This is a genomic window from Mucilaginibacter sp., assembly GCF_041663085.1.
Taxonomy (GTDB): Bacteria; Bacteroidota; Bacteroidia; order Sphingobacteriales; family Sphingobacteriaceae; genus Mucilaginibacter.
The window spans coordinates 1-17474 of the sequence record NZ_JBAZRC010000101.1 but is presented as its reverse complement, the minus strand read 5'-3'; the positions used below and the strand labels follow the sequence as shown (position 1 = coordinate 17474).

Here is a 17474-nt window from a genome sequence, read left to right as displayed (position 1 = left end):
GCAAATGTACTTAGTTTTGAGGGATGGAGTGTCATTTTAATGTTCCAAATACAGTACGCCATTTCAAACGATGCCCAAGTTTAGTTCCGTAGGAACTTCTGGTGGGTAGCACGTTTGACATTTAACCAGGCGTTCCTATCGGAACGCTTGATAGCCTTGTTTAGATTGCTACCAACCAGATGTGCCGATGGTACATGACGCGGCTTCACTAACTCCGCTGCCCTTATCTCCTGTTCTTAACCCAATTACTTTCCACAACAGCATCAGTTTCAGCAAAGGCAACCTTTTTTGTGGCCAGTAGTTTCTCCATCACCAATGCTGCTATCAGCGCTTCGGTTTCAGTACCAGTTTGCAGGCTTTCGGGTGTAAAATATTTTTTAACGAAGTGGGTGTCGAAATTACCCGAGGTAAAGGCCTCGTGCTGCATCACAAACCTGCCGAAGCTAAGAGTTGTGGTGATGCCGGTGATATTATACTCATCAATAGCCCTTATCATACGCTCAATGGCTTCCGTGCGGTCTTTACCGTAGGTGATGAGCTTGGCTATCATGGGGTCGTAATAGATGGGGATCTCCATTCCTTGTTCAAAACCATCATCCACCCTAACGCCGGGGCCTTTCGGGGTAACATAGGTTTGCAACGTGCCAATATCTGGCAGGAAATTATTGGCCGGGTCTTCGGCATATACGCGCAATTCCATAGCGTGGCCCTGAATCTTCAGATCTTCTTGTTTAAAGCTTATGGCTTCGCCGCGGGCAATGCGGATCTGCTCTTTCACCAGATCTATACCTGTTATAAGTTCGGTAACCGGGTGCTCTACCTGCAAGCGGGTATTCATCTCCAGGAAAAAGAAATCGAGCTTCTCATCCATAATAAACTCTACCGTGCCTGCGCCGGTATAATTAACCGAACGCGCCACATCTACGGCGCATTTACCCATCGCTTCGCGGATCTCCGGTGTAAGCACCGATGATGGCGCTTCCTCTATCACCTTTTGGTGGCGGCGTTGCACGGAGCAATCGCGCTCGAACAGATGTACGATATTGCCATGCGTATCGCCCAGCACCTGAATCTCGATATGGCTTGGCGAAGAAACGTAGCGCTCAATAAACACCGCACCATCGCCAAAAGCCGATATAGCTTCGGATACGGCAAGGCCCATTTGCTCTTCAAAATCATTAGGACCATCAACAATACGCATGCCCTTACCCCCACCTCCGGCGGCGGCTTTTATCAGGATAGGGAAACCCACCTCAACTGCGCGCAATTTTGCTTCGGCCACATCGGTAATGGCTTCTTCGGTGCCGGGTACCATAGGGATGTTATATTTTAATGCGGCAGCTTTGGCCGATAACTTGTTTCCCATCACTTCCATAGCCTCGGGCGATGGGCCGATAAGGATCAAACCAGCCTCACGTACCTGCCTTGCAAAACCGGCATTCTCGCTTAAAAAGCCATAACCGGGATGGATGCCTTCGGCGCCGGTTTGTTTACAGGCGGCTATAATTTTATCGCCAACAAGGTATGATTGATTGGAGGGCGCTTCGCCGATGAATACGGCTTCGTCTGCATAGCGTACATGTAACGCGTTACGGTCGGCCTCAGAATAAACAGCTACAGTTTTTATACCCATTTCGCGGGCAGAACGCATTACACGCAGGGCTATCTCGCCCCGGTTTGCTACCAATATTTTTTGCATAGGTAACAAATGTAATTAATCTGCGCTAAGGTTAAAACCTTACTTTTTAGAGAATGCCACTTTTATTCCCATCAAAACAAAAGCAACCCCCGAGAATTTATTGAGCCAGTTGCCCGCTTTAGGGTTATTGATAAATTTTTCGGAAAAGAAAGACACGAATACGCTTAGCAGCAAATACCATATCAACCCTAAAAATACATAGGTAAGCCCAAGTATAATAAATGGCAGCGATTGACTCAAGGCTTCTTTTTTGATGAACTGCGGAAAAAACGCCAGGAAGAACAACGCCACTTTTGGGTTAAGCACATTGGTTACCACACCCGACAGGAAATTTTGCATATTGCTTTTATCGGCTTTATCAACCGCGGTTAGCACGATGCCATTATTTTTGGAGATAAGCTTGTTAACACCCAGATAGATAAGGTAAGCCGCCCCAAGGTATTTAACAATAGCAAACGCCAATACCGATTTTGCCACAATAAGCGATAAACCAAGCGCGGCCAGCACCGTATGGAACAAAACCCCCGCGTTAACACCTAATGCAGAATAGATGCCTGCTTTTTTACCCTGACCAATGGCCTTGTTGATGACAAACAGGGTATCCATACCCGGTGTCATGATGAACAGGAATGCGGTTAGCGCGAACGTTACAAAATTATCTATGCCCATGTGGCAAATGTAACGGATTATTTGAAAGATGGGAATGAGTCAAAAAAGAGAATTGTCATATCGAACGAGGTACGAGGAGATATCTTGTTCATAATGCAAGGTTCGCCGCCTGCAATTCGAACAAGATTTCTAGTCGCTGCGCTTCCCTCGAAATGACAAGGTGGATTAGGCGGTTACGCCCGCTACAATATGCTCTTTTTGCCGTTGTTGGTGTTGTCACCAACAACCCTGAGACAGGTAGCAAGAAATATATGACGGCCAAGCATGGCGGCTTGTTGGTGACAACACCAACAAGGGCGAAAGTAGAAATAGTATGCAAAAGAGAATTGTCATATCGAACGAGGTACGAGGAGATATCTTGTTCATAATGCAAGGTTCGCCGCCTGTCATTCGAACAAGATTTCTCGTCGCTGCGCTTCCCTCGAAATGACAGGGTGGATTAGGCGGTTACACCAGCCACAATATGCTCTTTCTCTATCTTCTTCTGTAATTCCAATATAGCGCCTATTAAAGCTTCTGGCCTTGGCGGGCAGCCTTGTACGTATACATCAACCGGGATAACCCTGTCTACCCCTTTTACCACATGGTAGCCGTGCTGCCAGTACGGGCCGCCGCAGTTAGAGCATGAACCCATCGAGATCACATATTTAGGGTCGGGCATTTGCTCGTACAGGCGTTTAATGCGCTCGGCCATTTTAAAGGTAACAGTGCCTGCGATGATGATGACATCTGATTGACGTGCGGAAGGCCTCGGGAACACCCCAAACCTATCCAAATCGTATGTAGAGGCCATAGCACCCATCATTTCTATCGCGCAGCAGGCAATACCAAAGCTTAATGGCCATAGTGATGACAACCTCGCCCAGTTCAGCAGGTCGTCCATTTTGGTGATCACAATACCACCGGCTTCGTTGGTCAGATCAGGCGTCATTGGCTGGTTTTTTAAAAGCTGGTTTAAACATAGGCTTCCTTACTTCAGGGGTAGCGGTTGTAGTAACATCAGGAGTTGCGGTGGTTGTAGCAGTTGCAGCCTGATTTATCCCCAAACTAAATTCTTTCACCTTAAAATTGCCCTGTTGGGTATTTAGGTCGTCATATAATGCCTGAGGGATGTGGGTATCTGTTTGCGGCAGGGTTACGCTTGGTTTTATCCAGTTAAGGTCGCCCTTGATCCAAACATAGGCCAGGCCTAATATCAATATCCCTAAAAAAATGAACATTTCTGTCAAGGAGATCCACCCCCAGCGTGCATCCGCAGCTATAAGTTCGCGATTGCCAAACACAGTTGCCCAGGGGAATACGAATACCATCTCTACATCAAACAGCAGGAAAACCAGTGCGATAACGTAAAAGCGCGAGTTAAAAGGTAACCAAGCATTGCCGGTTGGTTCTTCGCCACATTCGTAAGTGGTTAGCTTTTCGTAATTGGGGTTACGGGGCGCTAAAAGGCGGTTCACAAAAAATAACCCGCCAATTGCAACTATGCCTGTAATTAAAAAGATAAGTATCTTTCCAAATTCTGATATTTGCGCCACAGCATCCATGACAGCAAATTTAACAAAACAATCAAACTTTGACGCTATAATTATTGGCGGCGGCGCCTGCGGATTAATGTGCGCGGTACAAGCCGGCTTTTTAGGCAAGCGTACATTGGTATTAGAGAAGAACGACAAAGTTGGCGCCAAGATATTGATAAGCGGTGGCGGCAGGTGTAATTACACCAACCTGTATGCTACGCACAAGCAATTCATCTCCCAAAACGAACACTTTAGCCGATCAGCCCTAGCGCAGTGGACCGTGGATGATACCGTTACTTTTTTTGAAACCTACGGCATAGAGGGCAAAGAGAAAACCCTTGGCCAGCTTTTCCCGGTGAGCGATAAGGCCAAAGATGTGGTGAATGTATTTACCAATCTTTGCAACGACCTTGACCAGGAGATATGGTGCGATACCGAGGTTACTGCCATTGAGCAAACTGAAGATGGGTTCAATATTTCGATAGAAAGGAATGGCAAGCAGCAAGTATTATTCGCCCCAAAAGTTGTTATAGCCAGTGGTGGCCTGCCCATAGCTAAAATGGGGGCTACCGATTTTGGCCTGCGCGCAGCCCGTAAATTTGGTATGGCAGTTACCGAAACTGCCCCTGCCCTGGTACCGCTTACCATCACCGGTAAAGACCAGCCCTGGTATGAGCAGCTATCGGGCAATAGCATTTTCTGCCGGGTATGGAACGACAGGGCAAGCTTTGAAGAAAACATCCTGTTTACCCACTGGGGGCTGAGCGGCCCGGCCATATTACAGATCTCATCCTACTGGAAACCCGGCGAACACATCTATATCGACCTGCTGCCGGGTAAAGATATTACCGAACTGATACTGCAGGAGCGGGAGCAAAACGGCAAGAAGATGCTATTGGCTTATCTCTCTAACCTGTTTACCCGCAAATTTGCAGAGGCTTTGGTTGATTATATCCCTGCGGATAAAAACCTGGCTTCGCTTACCAAAACCGAACTGGAAGATATCAGCATACTACTGCACGAGTTTAAAGTAAAACCTGCGGGCACCAAAGGTTATGATAAAGCCGAGGTGATGACGGGCGGTGTAGACACCAACGAGCTATCATCAAAAACTCTTGAAAGTAAAAAAATACCCGGCTTGTACTTTGGCGGCGAATGTGTTGATGTTACCGGCTGGCTGGGAGGCTATAACTTTCAATGGGCCTGGGCAAGTGGTTTTGTTATAGCGCAGAATTTGTAGGCTATTAACCACAGAGGGCACTGAGAGAAAAACACAGAGGTCAGGAAGAATTTATATTCCTATAAGCACAGAGATAACATAGAAAATCTTTTTTAAACTCTGTTATCTCTGTGAAAACTCGGTGTACTTTGTGGTTAAAATAAAAGGTCACAAAGAATAAATCTCTGTGACCTCTGTGAAATCTTGGTGCTCTCTGTGGTTAAACTAACCTCAAAAAAACCTTATGGTTTCTTCTCTGGAGCTGGCGGTGGCGTTGAACCCGGGGCAGGTGTTGCTCCCGGTGCCCATGACGGCTGGCCGGCAGGTGCCTGGCGTGGCAGTTCTGATGCCCTTACCACTTCCGGATGTTGTACACCACGGTGGCAGGTGTAGCAGTTAATGCTGCTTTCCATGATCCTGTCTGTACTATCCTTTTCCGCGTGGAAATATTTTTTGTTGATCTCCTGCGTCATTTTATACATTTCGCGGGCCATCTCTTTTTCGGGTTTGCCATCGGCGGCAAAGTCCATCTTTTTGGTATCCTCGTTACGCATATGGCAAAAGCTGCAGCGCGCACCTAATGCATGCTCCCACTCTTCCATCGTTTTATGCATTTCTTCTTTAGAAATGTTTTTTGGCAATACTTTAAGATTTTTGAATGGCTCGTCGGCTGGTTTAATAGCCGGCGACATGGCCATAAATACCACTGCCGAAAGCAGGCCTATTGTTGCAAGTAATTTTTTGTTGATTGTCATAATAATGTAAGGGCGTTTAAACATCTAAATTAGAACAATTAGTTTAAAAACGCAATAAGCAATAAGAATGTTACGCTATTGATCTTTAAAGGGCTTTATCATTTCCATGCTCAGGTCCCAAAGTCTGTTTCGGCCAGTTTCGTTAGTTGCCTGTGCAGATGGGCTGGCCACATGCCGATTTTTAAAATACTTACCGCTTTTTGCATCAATACGAATAGCTGAGGCCAGGTAAATGCTTGTTTGCGCGCCGCTCTCGGCCGAGATCATAAAAGGCCTCGCCAGCCACATTAGTATTTTACCAATACCTGTAAGCCCTATGCCAAAGCCTGTGTTAACCAAACCCGGGTGCAGCGCAAACGCACTAATACCTTTTGGCCCGTATTTAATAGCCAGCGAACGGGTAAAATATATATTAAACAGTTTGGCGGTTCCGTATGCCTTCCATGCCGAGTACGGGCGTTTTAACCATTGCAGATCGTTAAAATTGGGTTTGGCCATGCGGTGCGCTTCCGAGCTTACATTGATAATACGCGCCTGGCCTTTTTGTAATAAGGGCAGCAGGTTATTTACCAGTAAAAAATGGCTTAAATGGTTAACAGCAAAAGTCATTTCATAACCGTCTTTGCTCTCCTGCCGTTCGGCAAAAATGCCACCCGCATTGTTTATGAGTATGTTAACAGCCATTAAACTTGCTTTTAAAATACCAGCAGCATCGCGTACGCTTTCCATATCGGCCAGGTCGCATTTTAATACATAAACGTTCTTGTTTTTTGTAGCCGCAATTATTTCTTGTCGTAACTCTTCCCCCCTCTTCATATCACGAACCAGCATGTAAACAGCGTGGTCTTTTTTGGCGAGTGCCATGGCGGTCTCCTTACCTATACCGGATGTTGCGCCGGTTATAACAGTAGTTGTAAAAGGCATATCGTATCAATTTAAATTAGGCCGGGGGATAGATCAAATTTAGCACTTTTTAGTGCAACTAAAAATTATACGGCCTGTAGCAGGTGTATAATGCTATAAATCCGGAAATAAATCTGTTAAATTTTGTTAAACAATTTGCATTATTACGAAATAGTCGTATGTTTACGAAATTATCGTAGATAGCATGGAGAAATTATCACAACAAGAGGAAGAAGCAATGCAGGCCGTTTGGCAGGCCGGCACAGGTTTTATAAAGGATTTTCTTGATCAAATGGCCGAGCCAAAGCCCCCTTATACCACCCTGGCATCAACCATCAAAAACCTGGAACGCAAAGGTTTTGTAACCGGCGAAAAGCTGGGTAACTCGTACCGCTACACCCCTGCTATTTTAGAAGAGGAATACAAAAAACGCTTTATGAGCGGCTTTGTAAGCGACTATTTTAAAAACTCGTATAAAGACCTGGTTACCTTTTTCGCAAACGAGAAAAAGATAAGCGCATCCGAGTTAAAAGAGATCCTTAACCTGATAGAAAAACCTAAACAATAATATCATGCCGGCCTTATTTGTCTTTTTATTCAAAGTTAATATCGCATTACTATTGTTTTGCGCAGGCTATTACCTGGTGTTGCGCCACCTTACCTTTTATACGTTAAACAGGGCGTACCTGGTGGTTGCCATTGTTTTTGCAACCCTTTACCCCAAAATTGATCTGAGCGATTTTGCCCAAAGGCATGAAACCCTGGCCAAACCGGTACAAACCGTAGTATTAAACTGGCAGGCACCTGCCGAAAGCCTGATAAAGCCCCTCACCCAGCCCAACTACTGGCAATGGGCAACGGTTATATTTTGGGCTGGGGCCATATTCCTTGGCTTTAGGTTATTGATGCAGTTGTTCTCGCTGTTTCAATTGTACCGCCAGTCGAAACCGGCACGCATACATGAACATGATGTAAGGCTTATTGAAGGCGAGGCGGCCCCTTTCTCTTTTTGGCGCAGTATTTACGTAAACCCCGCCAACCACACCCCTGCCGACCTGCAAGCCATCCTATTACATGAGCAGGTGCACGTTAACGGCTGGCACACTATAGATATTTTACTGGCCGAACTAAGCAGCGTATTCTACTGGTTTAACCCCGGTATATGGCTCATGAAAAAAGCCGTTCGCGAAAATATTGAGTTTATAACCGACCGAAAGATTCTGAACAAGGGCTTTGATAGCAGAGCCTATCAGTACAGCCTGGTGAACGTGAGCTTTAATACTACCACCCCCGGCATAGTAAACCACTTTAATATTTCAACCATTAAAAAACGCATAATTATGATGAACGCTAAAAGATCTTCGAAGTTTAAACTTACGCGTTATGCGTTTGTGGTGCCTGCCGTTGTGGTGCTGTTGCTGGTATTTACCTTATCAAAGGCCGAAATAACCAAGCCCATTACCCGCAAAATTGAATTAACCATTAAGCCGGTTACAACCGCTATTAAACAGGCTGCCCAAACTGCTATGGCATTTGCAGATACTGTACCTGATAAAAAAGCAAAAACCACTACTGCAAAAACCGCCAAAACCGATACACTCAAGTTAAAACAAACGCTTTTTGTTGCTTATGATATAAAAGCTGATACCGGCAAAAAACAAAAAATCTATATCAGGACGGCAAACAATCACACCATCGATTCGATGAACATAGTTTTGAATGGTAAAAAGGTGGATAACGCCATATTCTCAAAGGTTGATCCATCAACAATTGAGAGCATTAACATAATCAACTCCGGCGACCTGAAATTTAATGCAGTAGAGAATTATATATTTAATAATAATAAAGACGTAATATTTATAGCTACGAAAGATTCTGAAGAAGGAAAAGCATTATCTAATAAACTGGGCAAAAGGCGCCAGATAACCAACATCAGGATAAACGGTATAAATAAAAACACCGATAACCTTTCGGGATCAGAAGTCGCGGTGATATCTGCCTTACCCGGTTTAAAATTAAACGGTAACGTTAATAACGTAACTGTGATTGCACGTAAAAAAGACGTAAATGAGCAAGATGACAAACTACTAAAGGAAGTAACAGTAAATGGTTATCAAAGGTTAAATAGCACCATGAGCGGCATAACTGTTGTTGGACGCAAAAAAGATGGATCGGCATCGGCAGATGACCTGAAAGAAGTTGTAGTAACCGGTTATGGCACCGCAACAAAATTAAAAACCGACAGCATCCACCTTAACGGGAACAATATTGTGTTTGCAGCCACCCCACAAACACAACTAAAGAATGTAAAAGGCTGGAACACGACCGCCAGCTATGTTTATACAACCAATAGTACCAATGTTAACCGCATATCAGATAAACTGATTGTGATTGACGGCAAAGTAGCCAGCGAAAAAGAGTTAAAAAAACTGTCGGCTTATGATATTGACAGGATGAGTACAAGCAACAGCACCGACACCGTAAAAAAATACGGCGAAAAAGCAAAATATGGTGTGGTTTATATCTACACCAAAAAAGGGAAACAATAATAAGATCAGTTAGATGTTGACCTATTTAAAGGTTGATCGGGGCAAGCCTGGTCAACCTTTTTTTGCTTAATTATTAACAACATAGCGTCATTGCGAGGTACGAAGCAATCTCTCGATAGAACAGCGGCTATGCACAGTTCTGAGATTGCTTCGTACCTCGCAATGACGCTTGGAGTTGAGCCTCAACTCGCTTCCGCTAACTTCTCTTTATCCAGTATCTGTAACAAAGCTTTCTCGGCAATATTCAATTCCGCCGATTTTACGTCCTTGTCCCCATCCAGCTTATCTATATATTTAAAAATAGTGCCTTCCTCGTAGCTTTTTATAACGGTTGGGTGCACATAGTACTTTTTACAAACTGTGCGGGTATTGCCCAGGTTTATGGCTACTTCATCCAGTACGCTTACTATCTTCTTTTTACATTCCGATACCGTATTAAACTCACCTGCTTCTTTAAATGCATACAAGGCGCTTACGCTGCCTGCCCAGGTACGGAAATCTTTAGCGGTAAAATCTTCACCGGTTATATCCTTCAGGTAGGTGTTTATATCGCCCGATCCTATGGTACAGTGCCCGCCTTCATCATTGTAGTACTGAAACAATTCTTTCCCCGGGATATCACGGCATTGCTTTACCAACCGGGCCAGCTTTTTACTTTGCAGGGCAATTTTATGCATTACACCTTTTTTGCCCTTAAATTCAAATTGCAGCCTGCTGCCTTCAACTTTAACGTGCCTGTTCATGAGTGTTGTTAGCCCGAACGAACCGTAAAGCTTTTTATATGATTCGTTACCCACACGGATGCTGGTCAGTTCCATCAGGCGTACTACAAGCGCCACCACCTTCTCGTGATCGAGTTTTGGGCGGGCAAGGTCGTGGTCAACCCGGCTACGTATAGCGGGCAAATGCGCGGCAAATGTTTGCAGGCGATGGTATTTGGATTGATTGCGGATCTTGTTCCAGTAAGCATGATACCGATATTGCTTACGCCCTGCCGCATCGGTGCCGGTAAACTGCAGGTGCCCGTTATCATAAGGCGAGATCCATACATTGGTATAGGCCGGTGGTATTACCAGTTTATTAAAGCGGTCAATAAGTTCTTTACCCTTAACCAACTTGCCATCAGCATCATAATAGCCCCAACCCTTTCCGGTTTTTTTGCGGGTATAACCCGGGGTTGAATCTGACACATAGCGCAGCCCCACCGCTTTTGCAGTTACTTTTGGGTCGCGGCCAATTTTTTCGAGTTTTTTTTCGAGACGGGTCATGTGTAATGTACAACATGAGTTTAAGTCGAAAGTTTTGAGTCTTGAGTCTTAAGTAAAATTTTTACTTAACTTAATACTTAGAACTTCGACTACAGACTTTTCAGCACATCCACCACATACTCCACCTGCCCGGGGTGTACATCCAAATGTGTTACAAAACGGATGCGGTGGGTATCAGTACTATTTGCTTTAATACCCTTTGCTGCCAGTTTAGCGAGTATGGCACCGGCGTGCTCGGTGGTATCAAATAAAACGATGTTGGTTTCTACAGGCACTACATTGGTTACCCAAGGGTATTTAATCAGTTCTTCGCCTAAAATACGGGCGTGGGTATGGTCGATCTTTAAACGCTCTACATGATGGTCGAGCGCGTAGATGCCGGCTGCCGCCAGGAAACCTGCCTGCCTCATGCCACCACCCAATACCTTGCGGATGCGGCGGGCGTACTTAATAGTTGCCTTATCGGCCAGTAAAACCGAGCCTACAGGCGCGCCCAGGCCCTTTGATAAGCATACCGAAATACCATCAAAGTATTTACCATAATCGGCAGCGTTATCGCCCGTGTGGGCAAGCGCGTTAAAAATGCGCGCACCATCTAAATGCAGCTTTAAGCCTTTTTCCTTACAAAGCGTTGCTATGGGTTTAATATGATCATGCGTGTAACAGCTGCCGCCGCCTTTGTTAACCGTATTTTCAAGCACTACCAAACTGGTATGCGGGTAGTGGATATTCTCTTCATTGATCTCGGGCGCAATCATTTCGGCAGTTAATATCCCCCGGTATCCATTCAGCAACCGTGTTGATACGCCCGAATTAAAAGCTATGCCCCCACCCTCGTAACGGTAAACGTGCGCAGTTTGGTCGGCTATCAGTTCATCAAGCGGCTGGGTAAAGCATTTAATGGCAATTTGGTTGGTCATGGTGCCCGATGGGCAGAAAATAGCCTCTTCCATCCCAAACATATCTGCCGCTTTTTGCTCCAGCGCGTTCACGGTTTCGTCCTCACCAAACACATCGTCGCCAACTTTGGCGCCCCACATGGCTTCGAGCATTCCGGGTGTTGGTTTTGTTACGGTATCGCTGCGCAGATCAACTGTTATCATGTCAAAAAATCTTTTATATTTGATTTCAAATCTAAACCTTTATGCGTAAAATTTTACTCCTGCTTTGTATTTTAAGCATTACAATTAATGCAGAAATCATAAACTAACTACCGGCAAGTAATCATCTGTTGTAAAAAATCAATGACAAGATATTTTTCACACAATAAAAGAGAAGAATTACTGTATTCTATAGAAATAAATAATTTTGCTGAATCAATATCACAACCCTAATCGATACATGATGCGTAAAGCCCTTTTAATATTTTTAATTATTGCAAGCACCATCGCTGCCAAAGCACAACCCCAACGCAAATGGTTTGAAGGCACGCTTTATCATACCAGCGGCGAAATATTCGACGGGTTGATATCATGGTCGCCCCCTCACAAAGGCGAATATGAAGATGGCGACCAGATACTTTACTGCAAAGATGAAAAATCGGAGGTGTTCCCTATCCCGTATTACAAGCTCAAATCGTTTGTAATGGGTGCCGATAGTTTTGTGGTATCGCGCAATGTGCTGTTCAAAAACAGCCCGTTCATGATTGTAGAGGTTGATAACGCTACAAAACTATTCACCGTTAAAACGGCCAAAAACGGTTTCCCGTTAATTATTAATACCGGCGGTTTTACAGGCAATGTGGGTATGGGGGTTGGCGTGGGTACAAGAATTGGTGCCGGTACAAAAACCACCTATTACTATGGTACCACACAGGATAACGTTACCAAGCTGGAGAAAAAACAGTTTATTGAAGTAATGAGCAACATTATGGCCGATAAACCAGAGGTGGTTGCTAAAATTAAAGACAAAACTTTTCGTTATGGTGACATGGAAGACCTGCTCACCTATTACAGAACAGGCCAGATGCCAAAAAAATCATATGACTACTAAGAATACCCCTTACACCAAACACTTTTTTACTACCGCCGCACTTATTTTATTAATGACAATGGCGGGCAATACGGTAATGGCCCAAAAGTGGCTTCCGGGCTATTTTATTGATGTTAAAGGCGTTAGAACCACAGGGTACATCCACCCCAACCCGGGCGGCCGCGGGCCGTTCAGCGACGAAGGTTTTATTGAGTTTAGGGACGAGGAACACTCAACCCCTTATTATCTGAGCGCCAGGGATCTGCAATCATTTGTGGCCGGCCGCGATAGCTTTGTGGTTGCGCATGCCCCCGGTAACGAAACCTGGGCTAAAAGGGAATTTGATTTTGTACGTGTAGTTATTGATGAACCTATAAAAATTTACGCAACCCGTGGTGCAGGCAGCGGCGGTAGCGGCGGCGGCAAAAAAGTACAGGTATCGCCCGGTATTGGTATAGGTACGGGCACATACGGCACATCATACGGCGGCGGTGTGGGCATTAGCATTGGTGGCAACGGCGGCGGCGGCAATAACAAGCTAAGCTATTACTACGGCAGCAATACTGCTACCATGAAACACCTTACCCGCGAAAACTTTATTGATATTATGAGCGAGGTGATGGCCGATGAACCCGAGGTTGTTGAGCAAATACGCGCCAACCATTATGGGATAGGTAATATAGAAAAACTGGTAGCTTATTTTAATAAGGTGAGGGATTCGCACCAGTAATTTTAGCCCCAAGTCAAAAATCTTAAGCAAGTAAAGTGCAAAACCCAACTTAGCACTTACGACTAAAGACTTTTAACTTAACATCGCTTTATAATTTCTTAAAACTTTTATGAGTACTATACGTAATTATGTGCATAACCAAACAGCACAAAATGCCCGATAGAAAACCTGCCTCTGAAAGAACACCTAAAAAAGAACTTACCTATATAGAAAAGGTATGGCATACCGTAGCCATTGTTGCCTTATTGGTAGTTGCCATTTTAATTGCCCGTGTTGCCTTTAATGTACTGTTAATGATATTGGCCGGAGCGTTGATATCGGTATATTTCCATGGGCTGGGCGATATGATAGAACGCAAAACCAAGTGGAACCGAAAGATCTGCATGAGCATTTCTGTTGTTGGCTCGTTCCTTATCCTGTTCACTTTGCTCTATGTTATGGGTACTACCATACAGGGCCAGATAGCCATTTTAAGCGAAAGCTTACCCCAAACCATCAATAATTTAAAAGTAAGACTTGGTGAAGGCCCTATAGGCTCAAAAATACTTGAATATTTTGGCAACGATAATACCGATAAGCTTTTTTCAACAGCTCAAAGCTTTTTCAGCACCAGTTTTGGTGTGCTGGGTAACATTTATATCATTATGTTTTTGGGAATCTTTTTCACCACCAGCCCTTCGCTTTATAAGGATGGTATCATCAAATTATTTCCTGAGCAAAATAAGCCAATGGCCAGAAAGGTTATTGACCGTACCAGCCAGGCATTAAAAGGGTGGCTAAAAGGCATGATGCTTTCTATGGTACTGATATTTATTATGATAAGTGCAGGCCTTTCCATCATTGGTATACCGGTAGCACTGGTGCTGGCGTTATTAACGGGCTTATTAAAACTTGTACCCAACTTTGGTTCGCTGGCGGCAATGATACCCGGCGTACTGCTTGCCTTAACCAAGGACCTTAATACAGCCATTATTGTTGCCTTACTTTATATCGTATCGCAAACCATAGTAAGCAATATTGTAACGCCGCTTATTCAAAAAAAGATGATCAACATCCCGCCTGCTTTAACCATTATAAGCCAGGTGTTAATGGGGGTATTATCGGGCGTGTTAGGTATTATATTAGCAGTACCGCTGCTGTCTATTATTATTATCCTGGTTGATGAGATCTACGTTAAAAAAATAAATCGTGAAGAAGATGATGAGGTAGGCCGCCGAACGGTTGACAGCGATTAAAAATACAGTTGGCAAATATCCTAAATTAAAAAAGGCCCGTCCGTTAGTTAACAGACAGGCCTTTTTTAATTTTTACTTTTTGAATTTTGACTTAAACTATTGCCCCTGTGCCAGGGTATAGCCAATTTTGCCGTCAAATTTCATCAGGAACTCAACCGAGCACACTTTAAAATCTTCAGACAAGTCGGCAGCAATATGTAATATCTCTTTCTGGGTTATCTCAGTACCGTCTTTCTTCTCAAAACGGATGCGGTATTCGTTCACCAGTTCGGTAAATATAGAACCTGTTGGCCACACCTGTGTACCACGGTTCGAGATCATTACCAGTTGGAAGTTATCCGTTTGTTTACGCTGCGCCAAAGCGGCAAGCTCGTTTGGCTGCTTGCTCGACTCTACAAAAACATCCACCCCTACCATTTCTTCGGTAGTGGCAGCTTTGGTAACGGTTAATTTATTCTTTAACGGATGGTCGTGGTTGGCTTTTACTTCCATATCCGGCTGACCAATAACAGCGCCCTTTTTAGGGATGTGGCCAAGGTTTGCAATTACGGCATCGGCAAAAGCATCTGTATTAACAGATGCAACTGCTTTATCACCAAAATCGCCGGTATGTATGCCCTGCTCAAGTGTGTATAATAACGAGTTTTCGATATTAGCCGCTGCGGTAGTAAAGCCTAAATAACGCAGCATCAAAATCCCTGATAATAATAGCGCGGTTGGGTTAGCAATACCACGGCCGGCAATATCCGGTGCGGTACCATGCACAGCCTCAAATATAGAGATGTTATCACCAATGTTTGCAGATGGTGCAAAGCCAAGGCCGCCAACTAAACCGGCACAAAGGTCAGATACGATATCACCCTGCAGGTTGGTTAATACAATAGCCTGGAATATTTCCGGGCGTGATACCAGCTTCATGCAAAGGTCATCCACAATAATATCAGACGATTCGATATCCGGGTATTCGCGTGCTATCTCATAAAACGTTTCCAGGAACAAGCCATCCGTAAGTTTCATGATGTTTGCCTTGTGGCCACAAGCCAGCTTGGTATAACCTTTACGGCGGGCCATTTCAAACGCGTAACGGATTACCTGGGCCGAGCCCGGGCGGGTAATGATACGGCGGCCTACAGCAACATCGTTTGTTAGCAAGTGCTCGATGCCTCCGTAAGTATCTTCAATATTTTCGCGAACTATAGTTAAATTGATAGGGATACCAGCTTTTGAAAAAACGGTATCAACACCATTCAGTGAACGGAAATCGCGCTGGTTGGCGTAAGTGTTCCATACTTTGCGGGCGGTAACATTTATACTTTTCACGCCTTTGCCTTTCGGGGTTTCCATAGGGCCTTTAAACAGCAGGCCTAAACGTTCAATGGTTTCTTTTGCCTGCGCGGTCATCCCGGTGGAGTGGCCTGCATCAAAATACGACTTGCCCATTTCTACATACTCGTAATCGAGTTGTACGTTGGCGGCTTCAAATATACGGAGTACGGCGGCCATAATTTCCGGGCCTATACCGTCACCTTTTGCTACTGCTATTTTGGTTTTCATGGATGATAATATGTGGTGTGTAAAAACGCTGCAAAGGTAGGCTTTTTGAGGCTATTTTGGAAGGTTTTACGGCTTATTGTGGTCGAATTGTGACGTTTGCATGTACTTATAAGGCTCAATTATTGTTTTGCATTACAAACTCTAATCAGTTTCTAATATTTGACCCTACTTTGGCATCGCCGGTCGCCTCAACATCGCAATACATAGCTGTTAAAATTGCTTTATGCCAGTTTAAAAGATTTCAACTAACTTTGCAACACTATACATGAAAGCATTTTACGGGGATTTAAAATTAGGAATATTAGGCGGCGGCCAGCTTGGGCGCATGCTTATACAGCAGGCAATAAATTATAACGTTACTGTTAAGGTACTCGACCCTGACCGCGAGGCACCCTGCCGCCGGCTTTGCAACGAGTTTGTTGTAGGTTCGCTTAGCGATTATGAAACCGTTTATAATTTTGGTAAAAAGGTTGACCTGCTTACCATCGAGATAGAGAAGGTAAATGTTGACGCGCTGGAGCAGCTGGAAAAAGAAGGCGTTGCGGTTTACCCGCAATCGCGCATAATCCGCCTGATACAGGATAAAGGCCTGCAAAAGCAATTCTTTAAAGAGAACGACATCCCCACTGCCGAGTTCCAGGTGATCTCATCGCCGGAGCAATTAAAGGCAAGCCATATCCCGTTCCCATATATTCAAAAGCTTAGGCGTGATGGTTACGATGGGAAAGGCGTTTACAAGGTTGTTGACCAAAGTTATCTGGCAAACGCTTTTACCGAACCCAGCCTTATTGAGCGACTTGTTGATTTTGAAAAAGAAATTGGCGTAATAGTAGCCCGCAACGAAAGCGGCGAGGTAAAAACCTTCCCACTGGTAGAGATGGAGTTTAACCCCGAAGCTAACCTTGTGGAGTTTTTAATATCACCTTCTACCCTACCATTCGAGGTGCAAATGGAGGCCGAGAACATTGCCAAACGCATAGCCGAAACGCTGAACATAGTAGGCATACTGGCTGTAGAAATGTTCCTGACCAAAGACGGTCAGATCTTAGTGAACGAGCTTGCCCCACGCCCGCATAACAGCGGCCACCAAAGTATTGAGGGTAACGTAGTATCACAGTTTGAACAGCATCTGAGGGCTATCTTCGATCAGCCACTGGGCGATACCGCCTGTCTGAGCAACGCCATTATGGTAAATATTTTAGGCGAAGCCGGGTACGAAGGCCCCGCCGTTTACCAGGGCATAGAAAAGATATTGAAATGTGCCGGTGTTTACGTGCATTTATACGGTAAGGCCTTAACAAAACCTTTCCGCAAAATGGGGCATGTTACCATTGTAGATAATGATAGAGAGAAAGCAATAGAGAAAGCACGTTATGTGCAGCAGACACTGAAGGTGATAGCTTAG

At 44.6% G+C, this 17474-nt stretch carries 16 protein-coding genes; 7 read left to right on the top strand and 9 right to left on the bottom strand.

Annotation, left to right across the window (positions count from 1 at the left end; translation table 11 throughout):
• Positions 1 to 223: 223 nt before the first annotated feature.
• The 4 genes from accC to WC615_RS16570 form a co-directional block, all read right to left on the bottom strand.
• Complete coding sequence (gene accC, locus WC615_RS16585; RefSeq protein ID WP_372979193.1) at positions 224 to 1699, bottom strand: acetyl-CoA carboxylase biotin carboxylase subunit; 1476 nt, start codon at positions 1697 to 1699, stop codon at positions 224 to 226.
• Positions 1700 to 1738: 39 nt separating this feature from the next.
• Positions 1739 to 2368 (bottom strand): LysE family translocator, encoded by a 630-nt coding sequence (locus WC615_RS16580; protein WP_372979192.1) that lies wholly within the window; start codon positions 2366 to 2368, stop codon positions 1739 to 1741.
• Positions 2369 to 2807: 439 nt separating this feature from the next.
• A complete protein-coding gene (locus tag WC615_RS16575) occupies positions 2808 to 3299 on the bottom strand; it encodes an NADH-quinone oxidoreductase subunit B (RefSeq protein WP_191174390.1) in 492 nt (163 codons plus the stop codon).
• Entirely contained in the window at positions 3289 to 3912 is a 624-nt protein-coding gene (locus WC615_RS16570; RefSeq protein WP_372979191.1) for an NADH-quinone oxidoreductase subunit A, read from the bottom strand. The genes WC615_RS16575 and WC615_RS16570 overlap by 11 nt, the downstream gene beginning before the upstream one ends.
• On the opposite strand from WC615_RS16570, the gene WC615_RS16565 reads away from it, so the two are divergent.
• Positions 3911 to 5125: an NAD(P)/FAD-dependent oxidoreductase gene (locus WC615_RS16565; RefSeq protein ID WP_372979190.1), complete on the top strand. Its 1215-nt coding sequence runs from the start codon at positions 3911 to 3913 to the stop codon at positions 5123 to 5125. The two genes, WC615_RS16570 and WC615_RS16565, sit on opposite strands and share 2 nt — an antisense overlap.
• A gap of 221 nt (positions 5126 to 5346) precedes the next feature.
• On the opposite strand, the gene WC615_RS16560 is transcribed toward WC615_RS16565, so the two are convergent.
• Entirely contained in the window at positions 5347 to 5859 is a 513-nt protein-coding gene (locus tag WC615_RS16560; RefSeq protein ID WP_372979189.1) for a c-type cytochrome, read from the bottom strand.
• A gap of 75 nt (positions 5860 to 5934) precedes the next feature.
• On the bottom strand, positions 5935 to 6783 hold the full coding sequence (locus WC615_RS16555; RefSeq protein ID WP_372979188.1) for an SDR family oxidoreductase: 849 nt from the start codon (positions 6781 to 6783) through the stop codon (positions 5935 to 5937).
• A gap of 184 nt (positions 6784 to 6967) precedes the next feature.
• Here WC615_RS16555 and WC615_RS16550 point away from each other — a divergent pair, with 184 nt between their 5' ends.
• Complete coding sequence (locus tag WC615_RS16550) at positions 6968 to 7330, top strand: BlaI/MecI/CopY family transcriptional regulator (protein ID WP_372979187.1); 363 nt, start codon at positions 6968 to 6970, stop codon at positions 7328 to 7330.
• 4 nt (positions 7331 to 7334) lie between these two features.
• Entirely contained in the window at positions 7335 to 9311 is a 1977-nt protein-coding gene (locus WC615_RS16545) for a M56 family metallopeptidase (RefSeq protein ID WP_372979186.1), read from the top strand.
• Positions 9312 to 9493: 182 nt separating this feature from the next.
• Here the strand turns inward: WC615_RS16545 and WC615_RS16540 are convergent, their stop codons facing one another.
• Both WC615_RS16540 and WC615_RS16535 read right to left on the bottom strand, forming a co-directional pair.
• A complete protein-coding gene (locus WC615_RS16540; RefSeq protein WP_372979185.1) occupies positions 9494 to 10579 on the bottom strand; it encodes a DNA topoisomerase IB in 1086 nt (361 codons plus the stop codon).
• Between the two features lie 89 nt (positions 10580 to 10668).
• A complete protein-coding gene (locus tag WC615_RS16535; protein ID WP_372979184.1) occupies positions 10669 to 11682 on the bottom strand; it encodes a low specificity L-threonine aldolase in 1014 nt (337 codons plus the stop codon).
• Positions 11683 to 11920: 238 nt separating this feature from the next.
• Here WC615_RS16535 and WC615_RS16530 point away from each other — a divergent pair, with 238 nt between their 5' ends.
• The 3 genes from WC615_RS16530 (at position 11921) to WC615_RS16520 (ending at position 14515) form a co-directional block, all read left to right on the top strand.
• Entirely contained in the window at positions 11921 to 12571 is a 651-nt protein-coding gene (locus tag WC615_RS16530; RefSeq protein WP_372979183.1) for a hypothetical protein, read from the top strand.
• Positions 12561 to 13280, top strand: a complete 720-nt coding sequence (locus WC615_RS16525) for a hypothetical protein (protein WP_372979182.1) — start codon at positions 12561 to 12563, stop codon at positions 13278 to 13280. The genes WC615_RS16530 and WC615_RS16525 overlap by 11 nt, the downstream gene beginning before the upstream one ends.
• Before the next feature lie 152 nt (positions 13281 to 13432).
• The gene (locus tag WC615_RS16520; protein ID WP_372979181.1) at positions 13433 to 14515 is read left to right on the top strand and encodes an AI-2E family transporter; all 1083 of its coding nucleotides are present in this window, start codon (positions 13433 to 13435) and stop codon (positions 14513 to 14515) included.
• Positions 14516 to 14611: 96 nt separating this feature from the next.
• On the opposite strand, the gene WC615_RS16515 is transcribed toward WC615_RS16520, so the two are convergent.
• Positions 14612 to 16069 (bottom strand): NADP-dependent isocitrate dehydrogenase, encoded by a 1458-nt coding sequence (locus WC615_RS16515; protein WP_372979180.1) that lies wholly within the window; start codon positions 16067 to 16069, stop codon positions 14612 to 14614.
• A 265-nt stretch (positions 16070 to 16334) separates the two neighbouring features.
• On the opposite strand from WC615_RS16515, the gene WC615_RS16510 reads away from it, so the two are divergent.
• On the top strand, positions 16335 to 17474 hold the full coding sequence (locus tag WC615_RS16510) for a 5-(carboxyamino)imidazole ribonucleotide synthase (RefSeq protein ID WP_372979179.1): 1140 nt from the start codon (positions 16335 to 16337) through the stop codon (positions 17472 to 17474).